This window comes from Streptomyces sp. EDA2-14, from assembly GCF_054963755.1.
Genome location: NZ_JBUEGE010000002.1, coordinates 519015 through 537164, shown reverse-complemented (window position 1 = coordinate 537164; position 18150 = coordinate 519015). Strand labels below are relative to the sequence as shown.

Genomic DNA, 18150 nt, shown 5'->3' with positions numbered 1-18150 from the left:
TCACGATGACGCAGGGCGCTGCCACACCACTGCCGCCGCCCAAGGAGCGCCGTAGGCTCCGCGAGGCCGGATCGCTTACAAGGGACCAGGTCGCCGAGAAGGTCGGCGTGACACGCGAAACCGTCCGCCGCTGGGAAGCCGGCCGTACCACTCCAAAGGGTCAGAAGCGGGAGACGTACGCACGGCTTCTGGCGGAGCTGATCGCCGCGGAGGGGCCGTTCCCGGCGACGACCGCGCCGACGCCGATGCCGACGCCGGCGCCGACCGCCGCAGAGCCGGCCCCGGAGCCGGCTCCCGAGTCGGCACCGCAGCCGGTCGCGCGGCCCGTCGCGATACAGGAGACCGCCACGGCCGTCGCGGAGCGGGAGCCGGAACCCGTCGCGGCAGCCGCCCGCGCCCGTACCGCCGCCGAGGCCTTCGACGCGCTGTACACGCACGCCGCGCCGTTCCTCGTACGGCAGACCTATCTGCTCACCGGGCGCCGGATCCTCGCCCGCGAGGCCGTCGAGCGCGCGTTCCAGCAGGCCTGGCAGCGGTGGCCCGAGGTGGCGGTCGACCCGGACCCGGCGGGCTGGGTGCGCGCGGCGGCGTACGAGTACGCGATGTCGCCGTGGCACGGGCTGCGCCCCGGCCACCGCCAGCAGGAGGCCCCGCCCGCCGACGCGGCGGACCGCGAGCTGCTCGGCGCGCTCCTGGACCTGCCGCCCGTCTACCGGCGCACGCTGCTGCTGTACGACGGGGTGGGCCTGGACCTGCCGGAGACCGCGGCGGAGACGGAGGCCAGCACCCCGGCCGCCGCCAACCGCATCCTGCACGCCCGTGAGGCCGTCGCCCGGCGGCTGCCCGGCCTCGCCGTCCCCGAGCAGCTGCACCAGCGGCTCACGGAGCTGGCGAGCGCGGAGAAGCTGGACGCGCCGGGCTCCGTGCTGGTGCGCAGCGGCGGCGAGCGGCGCACCCGGTTCTGGACGCGGGCCGCCGTCGCCTTCACGGTCTTCATCATCGGCGCGACGGCGCTGACCGTGCGGATGGCGCCCACGCACTACGAGCCGGTCCCCGCGCCGGGCTCACCGATCGCCGGCGTACCACCGCTGACGGGTCCGGAGCCGCTGACGCCCGCGGACCTGGAGCTGCGCAAGGAGCTGCGGGAGCGGCTGAGCGGGGGCCCGGAGCGGCTCACGCCCAGAACGGAGTAGCGCGAAGAGCAGTGGGCCCGCACCGTCACCGGTGCGGGCCCACTGCTGTGCGGAGTGCGGCTGGTTACGAGAGGATCTCGCGCGCCAGCTTCGCCGTCTCGGTCGGCGTCTTGCCGACCTTGACGCCGGCGGCCTCGAGGGCCTCCTTCTTCGCCTGCGCGGTGCCGGAGGAGCCGGAGACGATGGCGCCGGCGTGGCCCATGGTCTTGCCCTCGGGCGCCGTGAAGCCGGCGACGTAGCCGACGACCGGCTTCGTCACGTTGGCCTTGATGTAGTCGGCAGCGCGCTCCTCGGCGTCGCCGCCGATCTCACCGATCATGACGATGAGGTCGGTCTCGGGGTCGGCCTCGAACGCGGCGAGCGCGTCGATGTGCGTCGTGCCGATGACCGGGTCGCCACCGATGCCGACGGCGGACGAGAAGCCGATGTCACGGAGCTCGTACATCATCTGGTACGTCAGCGTGCCGGACTTCGAGACCAGGCCGATGCGGCCCGGCTTCGTGATGTCGCCCGGGATGATGCCGGCGTTCGACTGGCCCGGGGTGATGAGACCGGGGCAGTTCGGGCCGATGATGCGGGTCTTGTCGCCCTTGGACTTGGCGTACGCGTAGAACGCGGCCGAGTCGTGGACGGCGATGCCCTCGGTGATGACGACCGCGAGCGGGATCTCGGCGTCGATGGCCTCGACGACGGCGGCCTTCGAGAAGGCCGGCGGGACGAAGAGCACGGACACGTTGGCGCCCGTCTTCTCGATCGCCTCGGCGACGGAGCCGAAGACCGGGACCTCGGTGCCGTCGAAGTCGACGGACGTGCCGGCCTTGCGCGGGTTCACACCGCCGACGATGTTCGTGCCGTCACCCAGCATGAGCTTGGTGTGCTTCATGCCCGTGGCACCGGTCATGCCCTGGACGATGACCTTGCTGTCCTTGTTGAGGAAGATAGCCATGGCTGTGGTTTCCCTCGTCCCTTACTTCGCGGCCGCGAGCTCGGCGGCCTTGTCGGCCGCGCCGTCCATGGTGTCCACGCGCTGCACCAGCGGGTGGTTGGCGTCGGAGAGGATCTTGCGACCCAGCTCGGCGTTGTTGCCGTCGAGGCGGACGACGAGGGGCTTCTCGACCTTCTCGCCCTTCTCCTCGAGGAGGGCAAGCGCCTGGACGATGCCGTTGGCGACCTCGTCGCAGGCGGTGATGCCGCCGAAGACGTTGACGAAGACCGACTTGACGTCGGCGTCGCCGAGGATGATCTCCAGGCCGTTCGCCATCACCTGGGCGGAGGCGCCGCCACCGATGTCGAGGAAGTTGGCCGGCTTCACGTTGCCGTGCTTCTCACCGGCGTACGCGACGACGTCCAGCGTCGACATGACCAGACCGGCACCGTTGCCGATGATGCCGACCTCGCCGTCGAGCTTGACGTAGTTGAGGTCCTTCTCCTTGGCAGCGGCCTCGAGCGGGTCGGCCGCGGCCTTGTCCTGAAGGGCCTCGTGGTCGGGGTGCCGGAAGTCGGCGTTGTCGTCGAGCGACACCTTGCCGTCGAGGGCGATGACCTTGCCGGAGGCGACCTTGGCCAGCGGGTTGACCTCGACCAGGAGGGCGTCCTCCTCGACGAAGGTCTTCCACAGGGTCTGGAGGATCTCCGCGACCTGGTCGGCGACCTCGGCCGGGAACTTGGCGTCGGCGACGATCTGGCGGGCGACCTCGGGGGTCACACCGTCGTTGGCGTCGATCGGCGTCTTGGCGACGGCCTCCGGACGGGTGGCCGCCACCTCCTCGATCTCCATGCCGCCCTCGACGGAGGCGATGGAGAGGAAGGTGCGGTTGGTGCGGTCCAGGAGGAAGGAGACGTAGTACTCCTCCACGATCTCCGGAGCCGTCTCGGCCATCATCACCTTGTGGACCGTGTGGCCCTTGATGTCCATGCCGAGGATGTTGGTCGCGTGCTGCACGGCCTCGTCGGGGGTGGCAGCCAGCTTCACGCCGCCGGCCTTGCCGCGGCCGCCGACCTTCACCTGCGCCTTGACGACGGACTTGCCGCCAAGACGCTCGGTCGCCTCGCGGGCCGCCTCAGGCGTGTCGATGACTTCACCGGCCAGCACCGGTACACCGTGCTTGGCGAAGAGGTCCCTCGCCTGGTACTCGAACAGGTCCACGCGCGTCCGTCCCTATCAGTGATCTCGCGGTTCGTTATCTGCGTGGGCGTGCCGCGAGGGGCAACGTGACTCCGCTGTCACACGTGAACAGTGCTGTCGCTGCTGTCACTAGGGAGGCGTACACGGTGACCGAGTACGCGGCATGTCCGTCTCGCAGGTTATCGCCGCTCAGCGACCGCTTCTAAATCGCAGATCACACCTGAGCGGTGATACCCATCACAGAGCGTCCTGTTTGTGGCGCTATTTACGTCGCTGCCGAGCGGCCGGGAAACCGCGAGCGGCCTCACCGAGCGGGGGTGCGCTCGGTGAGGCCGCAGGTCAGCGGGTGGTCACGTCCCCACGCGGACCACCCGCTCCGGTGTACGGAAAGCGGCCCGATCCGACCGTTGGCTTTCGGCCGTCCGGGCACGGTCGCTTCGGTCAGACGCCCGGCAGGTAGCTGGGCGCGACGGAACCGGCGACACCCTGCACACCGGTGACGGCGTTGCCCGCGAGGGGCTGGGCGTCGGCACGCACGGTGCCGGTGAGGTCCTGCGCGAACGGGGCGACCTCGTGGGTCACACCGGCGGCCAGCGGCGCCACGTCGTCGCCGACCACGGTCTGGACGAACGGGGCCACGTTGTCGCCCACGACACCCTGCGCGAACGGCGTCACGTCGCCGGTCACGCCCTGCGCCAGGCCCTGCGCGCTGGTGCCGACGCCGCCGACGACCGGCTGCACGTGGTCGACAACCGTCTGGACGAGCGGCTGGACGGCGTCCACGACACCGCCCGCGAACGGGGTGACGTCGTTGCCGACGACGCTCTGCGCGAAGGGGGCCACGTTGTCGCCCGCCACACCCTGCGCGAGCGGCTGGACCTGGCCGGTGACACCGGTGGCGAAGGGCGCCACGTTGTCGCCGACGACGGTCTGCGCGAACGGCGTCACGTCGCCGACCGCGCCGCCCGCCAGGGTGGCCACGTCGCCGACGGCCTGACCGGCGACCGGCAGCACGCCCTGGACGGCGGTGTTCGCGACGGGCGGGAGCACGGCGTCGGCGGTCTCGCCGACGGCCGGGGCGGTGTTCGTGCGGACGTTCTGCACGGCGCCCTGGACGGTGCCCTGCGCGTTGTCCTGCACGTAGGCGGGGGCCTGAGAGGCCGCCTGCGTCAGCTCCTGCTGGAGCTGCGGGGCGAAGGCGTCGAGCGGGCCGAACAGGTAGTCGACGCCCTCCTGGGCGCGACCCCGGGCGTCGGCCACGTGACCGGCGGCCTTGTCCTTGACGTCGGAGACGTTCGGGGCCTGGACCTCGGGGGCCTGGACGTCCGGGGTCCGCAGCTGCGGGGCCTCGACCTGCGAGGTCTGGGCCTTGGCGTGCTGGGCGGTCGACTGGACCTTGGCCTTGGCCCGCTGGGTGGCGGACTTGGTCTGCTGGGTCGCGGACTTCGCCTGGTCGGTCACCTTGTTGTGCGTGAGCCGGTCGGCCGTGTCGGCCACCTTCGACGTCGCGCCCTGCACGTCGGACGTCGCGTTCTGCACGTCGGACACGGTGTCACCGGCGACGTCCGGCACGGACACCGAGTGGGCGGGCAGCTCGTCGGCGCTGGCCACGGCGGAGCCGAGGGCCCAGGCACCGGAGACGCCGGCGGCTATGACGATGGAGCGGCGGATGTTCTTGTTCATGGGTACGTCAGTTCCTTCGAATTCACTGAACTCACTGAATTCAGTTCACGGCTGGGCAGACCTGTTCCGCCCCCGCGCGGCAGGTCACGAGCGGGGAACTGGCTGCCTAGCCGGGGAATTCGGGAACTTCGCGGAGCCGGTCGACCACCGGCGAGGTACCCGCGGACGCCGCGGCGCCGGACGCGAGCAGAACGGGCGCGCGGCCGCCGAACGCCGCCGCGTGCAGATCACCGTGGCGCGTCGAACCGCCGTCGCCCGCGCTCGCGCCCACCGACGGCGCACCGCTGGGACGCTGCGGCACGTCGGGCGACGTCGGCCGCGCCTCGACCGGCGCACCCGCCTTCGCCTGCTCGACGTCGCCGAACTGCGCGGCGTCGTACGCCTGCAAGCCATTCGCCGCGGCGTGGAGACGGTCCGTGGCCTGCGCCGCGGCAGGCCGCTCGCCGTGCTCCGCCGGGGTGTTCCCCTCGTGCGGGGCGGTGGCGGCGGGCGGCTCGGGCCGGGGGTCGGCCGGGTCCACGATGTCGATGAGGTCGCCGAGACGACCGTGCGTCAGCTGCCCCGGCACCACCTCGACGAGGTCGGTGACGGCACGCGTCGCCAACTCCTCGACCGGACCGGCCACCTGGCGCACGGTGGCGCCGACCGGGGCGGTCAGGTAGCGCAGCACGTCGACCGCGGAGCTCAGGCGCACCCGGCCGGCGTCGCGGGGCTCGGCCCGGACGTGGTCGAGGCGCTCACGCAGGCGCTCGGCGGCTTCCGATGCCTTGTGCCGGACCGTGCGCGCGGCGTGCTTCGCCTCGGCGGGGTCCGGCACCGGCTCGGCGGACCGAACCGGCGTGGGGTCGACGGCGTGCGGCGCGGTGGCCTGCGGCGGCGTCGGGGCCGACGGCGAGGCGGCGGGAGGCGTGGCCTTCCGCTCCGGTGCCGCGATGTGGTCCCGCGGGGACGCGGGCGCCGCAGCGGGTGCCGCCGCGGGTGCCTTCGGGTGCACGTGCTCGGGCTTGGCCTCCGCGGGAGCCGGCGCCTCGTGGGACCCGGCCTCACGGGCCCCCGCCTCGCGCAACGTCCGTGCGGAATCGGCGACATGCTCCTGCACCGCCGCGTGCCCCGCGCGGAGCGAATCGGCACCGGCCGCACCGGCGTCGGACAGACCGTCCGCCTGCGCCCGGCCGCCGCACACGATCCCGAGGACGAACAACCCGCCGATCAGCAGCGCCAGTTGCAGCGCACGCCGACCGGCCGTCGCGCGCACGGGGCGCGCAGCGGGGGCGGGAAGTGCCATCGGGGAAGTCACGGTGGCCGAATCCTCGCATGGGGCGAGGGAGGCGGCGCAAGCCCCCTGTTACCGATGGGTACTCATATCCGGTTCGCGGCGGGTACACCCTTTTCCGATGCCGCGTCCGGTATCGGCAAGGGGCGCTTCTCAATGGCCGCGGCCATGACGTCGGGGAACAGGTCCGGGGTGCAGGCGAAGGCCGGCGCACCGAGGCCCGCGAGCGCCGCGGCGTGCTCCCGGTCGTAGGCGGGCGCGCCCTCGTCGGAGAGCGCGAGCAGCGTCACGAACTGCACACCGGACGCCTTCATCGCGGCGACCCGCTTCAGCATCTCGTTGCGGATGCCTCCTTCGTAGAGGTCGGAGATGAGGACGACGACGGTCTCGGCGGGGCGGGTGATCTGCGACTGGCAGTACGCGAGCGCCCGGTTGATGTCGGTGCCGCCGCCGAGCTGGGTGCCGAACAGGACGTCGACCGGGTCGTCGAGCTGATCCGTCAGGTCCACGACGGCCGTGTCGAAGACGACGAGCCGGGTCGTTATCGAGCGCATGGAGGCGAGCACCGCCCCGAAGACGGAGGCGTAGACGACGGATGCGGCCATCGAACCGGACTGGTCGATGCAGAGGACGACCTCCTTCTTCACGGACTGCGCCGCGCGCCCGTAGCCGATGAGCCGCTCGGGCACGACCGTGCGGTACTCGGGCAGGTAGTGCTTGAGGTTGGCCGCGATCGTGCGGTTCCAGTCGATGTCGTGGTGGCGCGGGCGGTTGATACGGGCGCTGCGGTCGAGGGCGCCGGTGAGGGTGGCCCGGGTACGCGTCGCGAGCTTCTTCTCGAGGTCCTCGACGACCTTGCGCACGACGGCGCGGGCCGTCTCCTTCGTCGTCTCGGGCATCGCCTTGTTGAGCGAGAGCAGCGTGCCGACGAGGTGCACGTCCGCGTCGACGGCCTCCAGCATCTCCGGTTCGAGCAGCAACGTGGACAGGCCGAGCCGGTCGATGGCGTCCCGCTGCATGACCTGGACGACGGAGGACGGGAAGTAGGTCCGGATGTCGCCCAGCCAGCGGGCCACGGCCGGAGCGGAGGCCCCGAGCCCGGCGCTCCGGCTGCCGCCCTGCTGCTTCGCGCCCTGCTGTTTGTCGCCGCCCGAGCCGTACAGCGCGGCGAGGGCTCCGTCCATCGCCGCGTCCTGCCCGGTGAGTCCGCATCCGGTGCCGTCCGCGTCCGCCCCTCCGAGCACGAGACGCCAGCGCCGCAGCCGCTCGTCCGTGCCGGCCCCGTTGTCACTCCCGGTGTCGGTCCCCGTGTCGGTCCCGGTGTCCGTCATGCCACTGCCCCCTCAGAACTGTTGTCCCTGCCGCCCATGTCGCTGCCGCCGATGCCGCTGCCGCTGCCGCCGATGCCGCTGCCGCCGGTGCCGCTGCCTCCGATGTCGCTGTCGCCGAGCAGGAGGCGCAGCACCGGGAGGACCGCGTCCGCCCGCTCCGCGTCCAGTTCCTCGCCGAAACCGCTCGGCCCACCGGTGACCGGGGACCGGCCTCCCCCGGCCGGCCCGCGCCGGACCAGCTCGCCCAAGGTCCGCCGCACACCGGGCTCGTACGCCGAGAACGTGCGCCGCAGCAGCGGCAGTACGTCGGTGAACGCATCGCCCGACACCCCCGTCAGCCACGCGTCGACCAGGGCCAGGAGCCGCTCGTCGTGCACCAGCAGCAGCCCGCCGCCCGAACCGCCGCCGACGAATCCCTCGATCCACGCCGCCGCCTCGGCCGGTGCCGTGCCGGGCGAGAGGGCGAGGCTCATCAGCCGGGCCGCGTCCTCCTCGTCGAGCACGCCCTCGTCCAGCAGGACGCGCGCGCACCGTCCCCGGATCACTCCGGCCACGCCGTCCCGCTCCGCGAGCACCCGCAGCACGGTCCGCCAGCGCTCGCGCACCCCGGCGTCCTCCAGGAGCGCGACGGCCGAGTGCACCGCGTCGACATGGCCGCGCATCTCGTCCGCCGCGTCCGCGTCGAGCCCCGCACACGCCGGGGGCAGGCCGACGAAGACCCGCTCGGCGAGACCCGCCGCCACGTCGGCGAGGGCGCCGGTGTCGGTGCCGCGCACGTCGCCGTAGCGCAGGGCGCGGACGAGGGCGGGCAGGGCCCCGGCGAGGTGCCCGACGTCCGTGTCGAGCGCGGCACGGTCGGCGAGGACCCGCATCACCACGGGCAGCGCGTCCGAGAGCCCGGCGCGCAGGCAGAGTTCGGCGAGCTCCGTGATGTCGGACAGCGCCCTCGCCGAGACCGCGTTCGACTGCGCCTTCGCGGTCGCGGCGGCCGCCACGGTCGTCCCCCACACCCCGGCCTCGGCGACCCGCACCGACAGCTCGGGCTCCCAGCGCAGCCGCCACGACTCGCGGAACGTGCCGGTGGAGCCGCGCGCCGACCTCGCCGGCTCGCCCCAGGCGACGCCGAGGAGCCGCAGCCGGTGCAGCAGGCGGCTGCGCGCGGCGTCGGTGTCGCCCCGCAGATCGAGGTCCAACTCCTTCTCCGCGGCGGCCGGCTTGAGCCGCAGCGAACGCTGCTGCCGCGTGAGGTCGCGCTGCAGCGGCACCGCGGGCGCCGCCTCGGGCACCTCCCCCAGTACGTCGCCGACCACCAGCTTGTCGTGAATGAGCGCCAGCGGTACGTCCGAGCCCTCGCACAGCACGGCCCGCACCGCGTCGGTGGTCTCGGTGAGCCCCGCGAGCGGCCGCCCGCGCATCACGGCGAGGGTCTCCGCGAGCCGTACGGCCTCGATGACGTGGGCGGAGGACACGATGCGGTCCTCCTCGCGCAGCAGCCCGGCGACCTTGGTCAGCCAGCGCTCCACGGGCCGGTCGGGCGCGCTGAACAGATGCCCGTACCAGCCGGGCGAGTCGATCCCCGCCCCGTATCCGCTGACGCGGGCCAGGCGCCGGTGCGTCCACGGCACCCACGTCATGTCGACCTTCGCCTTCGGCAGGCCCTTGAGCAGGGCGCGGTCGGCCGCGACGGTCGTCTTCCGGCGCAGCGCGGGCACGTGCCACGCCCCGCACACGACGGCCACGTCGTCCCCGAACTCCCGCTGGGCCGCGCGCACCTGGAGCCGCATGTACGCCTCGCGCTGCAGATCGCGCTTGTGTCCCCCGTCCCCGTACGACTCCCGCAGTGCGCCCATCGCTTCGCCCAGTGCTTCGAACGGGTCGCCGTCCCGGTGCTCGACGACGTCCTCCCACCAGCGCTCCGCGTCGTCGTACCCGGCGGTCTCCGCGAGCACGCGCAGAGGGTCGACCCGCAGGGCGCCGCCGGGCCCGGAGTCCCCCTCGGCCTCCCCCGGCCGGTCCTGCCCGTCGACGCCCTGGTCGTCGCCCCCGTCGCCCCCGTCGCCCCCGTCGTCCTCGGCCCGCAGTGCCAGGCTGTGCGCGGCCGGCAGGTCGATGAAGCGCACCGGCACGCCGCGCGCCAACGCCCAGCGCATCGCGACCCACTCGGGCGAGAACTCGGCGAACGGCCAGAACGCCGACCGCCCCGGTTCGTCCACGACGTGCGCGAGCAGCGCGACCGGCGGCCGCATGTCGGCCTCGGCGGCGAGCGGGACGAGTGCGTCGGCTTCCGGCGGGCCTTCGATCAGAACGACCCGCGGCTCCGCGGCGTCGAGCGCGGTGCGCACGGCGCGTGCGGAGCCCGGACCGTGGTGCCGCACGCCGAGCAGCGCGGGCCCCGTGGTCCGTGCCGTCGCGGTCGTCATGCGCTCACCTCTCGGCAGGCCCGGTAGAAGTCCTTCCAGCCGTCGCGCTCGCGCACCACGGCCTCCAGGTACTCCTGCCAGACGACCCGGTCGGCCGCCGGATCGCGCACCACGGCCCCGAGGATTCCGGCGGCCACGTCGGAGGGGCGCAGCACGCCGTCGCCGAAGTGGGCGGACAGCGCCAGGCCGTTCGTGACCACCGAGATCGCCTCGGCCGTCGACAGCGTGCCGCTGGGGGACTTCACCTTCGTCCGCCCGTCGGCCGTCACTCCGTCGCGCAGCTCGCGGAAGACGGTGACGACACGGCGGATCTCGTCCATGCCGTCGGGAGCGCTGGGCAGTTCGAGGGCGCGGCCGACCTGATCGACCCGGCGCGAGACGATGTCGACCTCGTCCTCCACGCTCGCGGGCAGCGGGAGCACGACGGTGTTGAAGCGGCGGCGCAGCGCGCTCGACAGATCGTTGACCCCGCGGTCCCTGTCGTTGGCCGTGGCGATGAGGTTGAAGCCGCGCACGGCCTGCACCTCCTGCCCCAACTCCGGTATCGGGAGCGTCTTCTCGGACAGGATCGTGATCAGTGTGTCCTGCACATCGGCCGGGATCCGCGTCAGCTCCTCGACGCGCGCGGTCATCCCCTCGGACATCGCCCGCATGACGGGGCTCGGCACGAGCGCGTCCCTGCTCGGCCCGTGGGCCAGCAGCTGCGCGTAGTTCCACCCGTACCGGATGGCCTCCTCCGGCGTACCGGCCGTGCCCTGCACCAGCAGCGTCGAGTCCCCGCTCACGGCCGCCGCCAGGTGCTCGGACACCCAGGTCTTGGCGGTGCCGGGCACGCCGAGCAGCAGCAGCGCCCGGTCCGTCGCCAGCGTCGTCACGGCCACCTCGACGATGCGCCGCGGGCCCACGTACTTCGGCGAGATCACCGTGCCGTCGGGCAGCGCGCCGCCGAGCAGATACGTCGCGACGGCCCACGGCGACAGGCGCCAGCGGGCCGGCCGCGGCCGGTCGTCCTGCGCGGCGAGCGCCGCGAGCTCCTCCGCGAACGCGTCCTCGGCGTGCGGCCGCAGCACCTCGTCCACGGCCTGGCCCTCCACGGAAACGGTCATGGCTGTCCCCCTCCAACTCGCGCAACTCGAACCATCACGACGAGCTCTCTTCCGCTCTCGTCGCGTGCTGGATTCCACGGTGCACCACGCCACTGACAATCGACCTCGGCGCCAACATCGGCGCAGGTCAGAGCAGTTGCCGGGGCGATTGTCAGTGCCGGGACCTACCGTCGGAGACATGAATCAGCAGGGGGTGCGCTGGACGGCGGATCAGGTGCTCGCGCTGGCACCTGACGCCGCGTCACGCAAGGCGGGAAGCAAGCTCGGGGCGCCGGGGCCGTGGTCACAGACCGGGAGTTCCGCGGGCGCGGAGGATTCGGACGAGGGGGCGGTGTGGGGACTGTGCAAGGGGAGCGGCAGCAAGCCGTACCAGACGATCGTGGACATCGGCGGGAGCGCGGCGGGAGCGGGCGGACCGGCGTACAAGTGCAGTTGTCCGAGCCGCAAGTTCCCGTGCAAGCACGCGCTCGGACTGCTGCTGGTCTGGGCGGGCGGCGAGGAACAGGTACCGGCGGGCCAGTCGCCGCCGGAGTGGGCCGAGCCCTGGCTGGCGGGGCGGCGGAAGCGGGCCGAGTCCGGGCAGACCTCGGCGTCGGCCACCGGATCGGGCGCCGCCCCGGCGGATCCGGAGGCGGCGCGGCGCCGAGCCGAGCGTCGGGCCCAGCGGATCACGGCGGGCGCGACGGAGCTGGAGCAGCGCCTCACCGACCTGCTGCGCGGCGGCCTCGCGCAGGCGGAGCGGTCGGGTTACGGACTGTGGGAGGAGACGACCGCGCGCATGGTCGACGCGCAGGCGCCGGGACTTGCCGCGCGTGCACGGGAGTTGGGGGCGATCCCGGCGTCCGGGCCCGGCTGGCCCGTGCGGCTGCTTGAGGCGTGCGCGCTGCTGCACCTCCTCGACCAGGGCTGGCTGCGCCGCGAGTCGCTGCCCGAGGGCCTGGCGGCGACGGTCCGCTCGCGCGTGGGCCTGCCGGCCCCGGAGCGGGAACCGGCGCTGCGCGACCGCTGGCTGGTCCTGTCCCAGTACGACTCGGCGGACGGCCACCTCACCACGCGCCGCATATGGCTGTACGGAGCACAGAGCGCGCGCACCGTCCTGCTCCTCTCGTACGGGGCGGCCGGCCGCGCCCCGGCGCTCGCCCTGCCGACCGGGCGCACGCTCGACGCCACGGTGTCGGCGTATCCGGGGGCGGGGGCCCTGCGGGCGGAGCTCGGCGAGCAGTTCACCTCGGCGGAGACGGACTGCACACGACCCGGCGGGGTCGACGTCACCGGCTGTCTCGCCGCCTACGGAGCGGCTCTCACGGCCGACCCCTGGCTGGAGTCCTGGCCGGTGACGCTCGCCGAGGTGATACCGACGCGGGACCCGGACGGCAACTGGCAACTGGCGGACGCCGACGGCAAGTCGGCGCTCCCGCTCACCGCGCGCGCCGCGGCGGCGCCCGGACTGTGGCGCCTGGTCGCCGTCTCGGGAGGCGCACCGGTGACGGTGTTCGGCGAATGCGGCCCGACGGGCTTCAGACCACTGGCCACCTGGGCGAAGGACCCGGGAGAGGTCATAGCGCTGAGCTGACGCGCCGACGTGCCGACGTACTGACGTGCCGACTCGAAGACGACCACCACCACCGCCACCACTCAGCGCACCACGGAGAGGACCCATGACGACCACCGCCACCTGGGACGACCTGGTCAGCGCCGCGCTGCTCGGGACGGAGCGCCGTTCGGACCGCGCCCCGCTCGCCCTGCTCGACGAGGCCGCCGTGCAGACCGTGCGGCGCCGGGCCGGGCTGCGTCCGGCCGCGGCCGCCGTGCCGCCGGAGCGCGCCGAGGAGGACGCCCGCCCGCCGCTGCCGGTCGCGGCGCGGCACCGGCTCGCGATGCTGCTCACCGACCGCTCGGGCAGCGGCGGTTCGCGCCGCGGCACCGCCCCCGACCTCCTCGAACTGCTCCCGCAGTGGCTGGCCACGGCCAACGCGCACGGGTACGCGGCCCCGCCCGAGCTGCTGCCCGCACTGCTCGACGCGGCGCGCGGCCGCACCGATCTGCGCCCGCAGTCCCTCAGGTTCGCGGGGCCGCGCGCGCAGTGGCTGGCCCGGTTGAACCCGGACTGGAAGTTCGCACTGCGCGCCACGCCGGGCGCGGGCGCGGTGCTGCCGGCGCCGCAGGAGAGCGAGCAGATTCATCTGCGCTGGGAGGAGGGCCTGTTCGCGGAGCGGGTGGCGCTGCTCGCCTCCGTACGCGCCCATGACCCGGACGCGGCCCGGGCGCTGCTGGCCGGGACGTGGGCCACAGAGCGCGCCGAGGACCGCCTGATGTTCCTCGACTCGCTGCGCACGCGGCTGAGCGACGCGGACGAGCCGTTCCTTGAACAGGCGCTGACCGACCGCAGCAAGAACGTGCGGGCGACGGCGGCCGAGCTGCTCTCCGCGCTCCCCCACTCGGCACTCGCCGGGCGGATGGCGGACCGGGCACTGACCTGCGTGGCGCTCGACCGCGCCGAGGGGGCGATCGTCGTGGAGGCGCCGCACGAGTGCGACGCGGCGATGGAGCGGGACGGGATCGTGGCCAAGCCGCCCGCGGGGCGGGGCGAACGGGCGTGGTGGCTCGGCCAGTTGGTGGAGGCCGCGCCGCTCGACCGGTGGCCGGAGAGGTTCGGCGGGCGGAGCCCGGAGGAGATCGTGGCGCTGGCGGTCGCCGACGACTGGCGCGGGGAGCTGCACGCCGCGTGGTGCCGGGCCGCGGTGCGGCAGCGGAACATCGACTGGTCACGGGCGCTGCTCGGGGCGCCGACGGCGCCGGACGCGGCGGGGCCCGGAGCGGTGTCGCTCGCCGAGCGGTCGAAGCTGCTCGCGGCGCTGCCGGGGGTGGAGCGGGCGGACTGGGTGGCGGAGTTCATCGCGGCGCACGGGTTGTCCGAGGCGTTCCAGCTGCTCGGGGTGTGCGGGACGCCGTGGGCGCGACCGCTCGGGCGGGCCGTGGTCGATGCGTTGAACATCGCGCGGGATGCGGGGAGTTACCCGTGGAGTTTCAGCGGGGTGATGGGTCTTGCCGAGCGGTGCCTGGATCCTGACGAGGTGGCGCGGCTCGACGGCCTCACGGCGGCGGTGGAGGAGCCGGAGGGCTCTGCGCCCGGCGCCGGGGGGTACTGGGCGGAGGCGTTTCAGCGCCTCGCCGGCACGCTTCGGCTGCGCCGGGCCATGCGCGACGAGTTGGCCCCGCCGTGACCGGGCGCAGGCCCGCGGCACCGGGGCCGCCTTGCCGCCCGGGGCGAGATGAATCAAGCCCCGCGGCGATTGAGGCGCGGGGGCCGGGGCGGAGCCCCGCGGGCCCGGCCCCGGTGCGGGCGTACGGACGGAACCGGTCAGCCGCCGGAGGCAGCGGGCTGGCGGACGTTGGCCCGGACCCAGTCGACGATGGAGGCCGTCGTGGCGCCCGGGGTGAAGATCTCCGCCACCCCCTTCTCCTTCAGCGGCGCGATGTCCCCCTCGGGGATGATGCCGCCGCCGAAGACCTTGATGTCCGCGGCGTCGCGCTCCGCGAGGAGCTCGATGACACGCGCGAAGAGCGTGTTGTGCGCGCCGGAGAGGATGGACAGGCCGATCGCGTCGGCATCCTCCTGGATGGCGGTGTCCACGACCTGCTCGGGCGTCTGGTGCAGGCCGGTGTAGATGACCTCCATACCCGCGTCGCGCAGCGCCCGCGCGATCACTTTGGCCCCACGATCGTGGCCGTCGAGTCCCGGCTTCGCGACGACCACGCGGATCGGCCCGGCTGCCACACCCATCACTGCCTCCCTGAAACGACTGCTCAAGCAAAAGTTGAAGCGACTGTTCAAAAGACTGATGCCCGAAGTGAACGAACGTTATCGACAGCATCCCGCAAGCCGCCGTTTCACGGTGCGGACCGAGGGGGAAATCACACGTGGGACATATTCGCTGCGCGCCGCGACTGCCACAGGCGGGGACTGACCGCCACATCCGGGACAGGCGCGAGGGAGCCGCTTCGGGGTCGCCGCGTCACCGACCGCTTCGGTCGGCTCTCATGAGCGCACACGGGGGACGGAGGCATCCTCCCGTGTGCCGACGGGAGGTTGACCGATGAAGGTCACGAGGACCCTGCCCTTTCGCCCTTTCTGCCAATTGCTCCCCGCGAGCCTGGCCGGACTCTCCATCGCACTGCTGAAGGCGACCGCACTTGAGCTGGCGATCCTCGCGGGCCATCTGCTGCTCTACCCCTCGGGCATCCTCCCCGAGCGAAGGCACCCCCTGGCACTGCCCCACCACCACCCCTCACCCCCACCACCCCCGCACGACTTCGACACCGCGACAGAGGGAGTGGAAGAAGGGGACTGGGCCGAGGAAGCGGGGAGAACTGGCGAAGGAGCCGTCGACGCGCCGCGGCTGCCCGCTCCCGCCAAGCCCCCGGTCCTGCTCCTGCACGGGTTCATCGACAACCGCTCCGTCTTCGTCCTGCTGCGCCGCTCCCTCGCACAGCACGGCAGGCAGCACGTCGAATCGCTCAACTACTCCCCCCTCACCTGCGACATCCGGGCCGCGGCCGCCCTGCTCGGCCGGCACGTGGAGGAGCTGTGCGAGCGGACGGGCCAGGACCGGATCGACGTCGTGGGGCACAGCCTCGGCGGCCTGATAGCCCGCTACTACGTGCAGCGTCTCGGCGGGGACCGGCGGGTGCGCACGCTCGTCACGCTCGGCACCCCGCACGGCGGCACGCGCGTGGCGCCGCTCGCCGACGCCCACCCGATCGTCCGGCAGATGCGGCCCGGGTCGTCCGTCGTCGAGGAGCTGAAGCGGCCGGCGACGGGCTGTCGTACGCGCTTCGTGAGCTTCTGGAGCGATCTCGACCAGCTGATGCTGCCGCTCGAGACGGCCTGCGTGGACCACGCGGACCTGTTCGTGCAGAACGTGCGGGTCACGGGCATCGGCCACCTCGCGCTGCCGGTGCACCCGGCCATCGCGACCGGCATCCGTCAGGCCCTCGACGCCGAGCACACGGAGGGAACGCACGCCACCGACCAGACCGGCGGCGGCCTGACCGTGGCCTGACGGCGGTCGGATCCCGCGATCCGCACCCACGATCCGTGCCCATGCCCCCGGCCAAACCCCGGCAGGCCACCGTTTTCGTCGAACGAGTCTCGAACTCAGGGCCAAGGAACGGTCCACAGTCCACCCAAAGGCGGCTGATTGCCCGTTTCTCCGGGGCAGGAAACCTGACGAAGATTGTCGTGCCCTCGTACCGGCGGGTACAGTCACCGCACTGCTCTGGCAGCCCCTGTTGTCGAGGCGAAAGAGAAGTTGGTGAACGACCGCACCCCGTCGGGGACCACGCCGTACGCGGCGTACGACGGTTACTCAGCGACCAGCTTCGCAACCGATCCGCTCTTCGGTGACATGGCGGACGCCCCCTACGAACCGGGTTCCCACGCGACCGGTCAGTGGCCCACGGACCCCCAGCAGCAGTACACCGCCCCCTACGCGTCCGCGTACTACGACACCGGCTCCTACGACACCGGTACGTATGACACCGGTACCTACGGCGTCGGTTCCTTCGGTACGGGTTCCTACGACACGACCGGCGCCTGGGCGACCGGCGGGTACGAGCAGGTCGCCGACATCCCGGCGCAGCAGCCCCGGACGATGGCCGAGCAGCATGCCACGGGCCAGTGGGACACCTCGGCGTACGAGGCGCAGACGTTCACGGCCCAGCACCCCGACACGCAGAGCTTCGAGGCCCCGTCCTTCGCGACGCAGACCTTCGAGACGCCGGCGTTCGAGACCCAGACCTTCGAGACACAGTCCTTCGAGACCGGGGCATTTGAGACCGGGGCGTTCGAGACCCAGTCCTTCGAGACGCAGAGCCTGGAGTTCCAGGGTTTCGAGGCGCAGCACTTCGAGGCGCAGGGCTTCGACACACAGACCTTCAGCGCCCACGACACGCACGACACACAGGGCTTCACCCACACGATCCAGGCCCCGGTCTTCGGTACGACCGCCTACGACACGGGCGCGTACGACGCCACGCAGTGGAACGCCGCCGACGCCGTCGACGCCGTGGAGCACGAGCCCGCTCCCGAGGCCGAGCCCCCCGCGGCGGACCACGCGCACGGCCCCGTCCTCGACCTCGACGCCGCCCCCGAATCCGAGCCCGAGCCGGCTCCCGGGGCCGTATCCGCCGCCGGGACCCCGCAGCCCACGAGCCGCCGGGCCACGAAGAACGGCTCCCGCGGTCGCGCCGCCCGCCGCAGGCCCGCCAAGCGGTCCGCGCTCGTCACCGTCGTCGTGCCGTCGGTCTGTGCGGTCGGCGTCGCCGGGATCGCCGCGGCGAGCGTCGGTGCAAGCGGCGGGGACGACGACAAGGAGACGCAGGCCGCGGCCGCTCCGGACGCGCAGGCCGTGAAGCCGTCCGTCGCCAACAACAAGCTGGACACGCAGCTGAAGGACCTGTCCGCCGACGCGGGCGACTTCGCCGACCGGGCGAGCCGCACGCAGGAGCGGATCGACCTCAAGGCGAAGCAGGAGGCGGCGCGGAAGCAGGCCGCCGAGGAGGCCGCGCGCAAGGAGGCGATGCGGCCCAAGTTCGTACTGCCGGTGAAGCAGCACGGGCTGAGCGCCTTCTTCGGGCAGGCCGGCGTCAACTGGATGTCCCAGCACTCCGGCATCGACTTCCCCGTCTCGTACGGGACCCCGGTGATGGCCGCGACGGACGGCACCGTGAAGACGCAGTGGAACAGCGCGTACGGGAACATGGCCATAGTCACCGCCAAGGACGGCACGGAGACCTGGTACTGCCACCTGTCCTCGCACACCGTGATGAGCGGTCCGGTGAAGGCCGGTGACGTGATCGCGCGGTCCGGCAACTCCGGCAACTCGACCGGCCCGCACCTGCACTTCGAGGTGCGGCCGGGCGGCGGCGCGGCGATCGACCCGCTGCCCTGGCTGCGCAGCCACGGCCTCAATCCCAACTGAGACCCCGGCTGAGCCGCTCCACCCCCGTGGAACCCG

At 73.1% G+C, this 18150-nt stretch carries 13 protein-coding genes; 5 read left to right on the top strand and 8 right to left on the bottom strand.

Going from position 1 to position 18150, the window contains the following annotated elements; all coding sequences use genetic code 11:
* Positions 1 to 5: 5 nt before the first annotated feature.
* On the top strand, positions 6 to 1193 hold the full coding sequence (locus ACY34M_RS08795; RefSeq protein ID WP_462716163.1) for a helix-turn-helix domain-containing protein: 1188 nt from the start codon (positions 6 to 8) through the stop codon (positions 1191 to 1193).
* Between the two features lie 64 nt (positions 1194 to 1257).
* Here the strand turns inward: ACY34M_RS08795 and sucD are convergent, their stop codons facing one another.
* The 7 genes from sucD to ACY34M_RS08760 all read right to left on the bottom strand — a co-directional run bounded on the left by sucD (position 1258) and on the right by ACY34M_RS08760 (position 11131).
* Positions 1258 to 2139 (bottom strand): succinate--CoA ligase subunit alpha, encoded by an 882-nt coding sequence (sucD, locus tag ACY34M_RS08790; protein WP_462716164.1) that lies wholly within the window; start codon positions 2137 to 2139, stop codon positions 1258 to 1260.
* Between the two features lie 21 nt (positions 2140 to 2160).
* Positions 2161 to 3339, bottom strand: coding sequence for an ADP-forming succinate--CoA ligase subunit beta (gene sucC / locus ACY34M_RS08785; RefSeq protein ID WP_462716165.1), 1179 nt, complete (start codon positions 3337 to 3339; stop codon positions 2161 to 2163).
* 420 nt (positions 3340 to 3759) lie between these two features.
* Positions 3760 to 5001: a hypothetical protein gene (locus ACY34M_RS08780; RefSeq protein WP_462716166.1), complete on the bottom strand. Its 1242-nt coding sequence runs from the start codon at positions 4999 to 5001 to the stop codon at positions 3760 to 3762.
* Positions 5002 to 5107: 106 nt separating this feature from the next.
* Complete coding sequence (locus tag ACY34M_RS08775; protein ID WP_462716167.1) at positions 5108 to 6286, bottom strand: DNA polymerase III subunit gamma/tau domain-containing protein; 1179 nt, start codon at positions 6284 to 6286, stop codon at positions 5108 to 5110.
* 74 nt (positions 6287 to 6360) lie between these two features.
* Positions 6361 to 7605 carry a vWA domain-containing protein gene (locus ACY34M_RS08770; RefSeq protein WP_462716168.1) on the bottom strand — a complete coding sequence of 415 codons (1245 nt, stop codon included), beginning with the start codon at positions 7603 to 7605 and terminating at the stop codon, positions 6361 to 6363.
* On the bottom strand, positions 7602 to 10025 hold the full coding sequence (locus tag ACY34M_RS08765; RefSeq protein ID WP_462716169.1) for a DUF5682 family protein: 2424 nt from the start codon (positions 10023 to 10025) through the stop codon (positions 7602 to 7604). Before ACY34M_RS08765 ends, ACY34M_RS08770 begins: the two co-directional genes overlap by 4 nt.
* Positions 10022 to 11131: an ATP-binding protein gene (locus ACY34M_RS08760; protein WP_462716170.1), complete on the bottom strand. Its 1110-nt coding sequence runs from the start codon at positions 11129 to 11131 to the stop codon at positions 10022 to 10024. The genes ACY34M_RS08765 and ACY34M_RS08760 overlap by 4 nt, the downstream gene beginning before the upstream one ends.
* 178 nt (positions 11132 to 11309) lie before the next feature.
* On the opposite strand from ACY34M_RS08760, the gene ACY34M_RS08755 reads away from it, so the two are divergent.
* Together ACY34M_RS08755 and ACY34M_RS08750 are read left to right on the top strand one after the other, a co-directional pair.
* The gene (locus ACY34M_RS08755; protein ID WP_462716171.1) at positions 11310 to 12704 is read left to right on the top strand and encodes an SWIM zinc finger family protein; all 1395 of its coding nucleotides are present in this window, start codon (positions 11310 to 11312) and stop codon (positions 12702 to 12704) included.
* Between the two features lie 85 nt (positions 12705 to 12789).
* Positions 12790 to 14355 carry a DUF5691 domain-containing protein gene (locus tag ACY34M_RS08750; protein WP_462716172.1) on the top strand — a complete coding sequence of 522 codons (1566 nt, stop codon included), beginning with the start codon at positions 12790 to 12792 and terminating at the stop codon, positions 14353 to 14355.
* Positions 14356 to 14492: 137 nt separating this feature from the next.
* On the opposite strand, the gene ACY34M_RS08745 is transcribed toward ACY34M_RS08750, so the two are convergent.
* Complete coding sequence (locus tag ACY34M_RS08745; RefSeq protein WP_326014367.1) at positions 14493 to 14915, bottom strand: cobalamin B12-binding domain-containing protein; 423 nt, start codon at positions 14913 to 14915, stop codon at positions 14493 to 14495.
* A gap of 313 nt (positions 14916 to 15228) precedes the next feature.
* On the opposite strand from ACY34M_RS08745, the gene ACY34M_RS08740 reads away from it, so the two are divergent.
* Entirely contained in the window at positions 15229 to 16194 is a 966-nt protein-coding gene (locus tag ACY34M_RS08740) for a lipase family alpha/beta hydrolase (RefSeq protein ID WP_462716173.1), read from the top strand.
* Between the two features lie 252 nt (positions 16195 to 16446).
* A complete protein-coding gene (locus ACY34M_RS08735) occupies positions 16447 to 18114 on the top strand; it encodes a M23 family metallopeptidase (protein WP_462716174.1) in 1668 nt (555 codons plus the stop codon).
* The last annotated feature ends 36 nt before the right edge of the window (positions 18115 to 18150 follow it).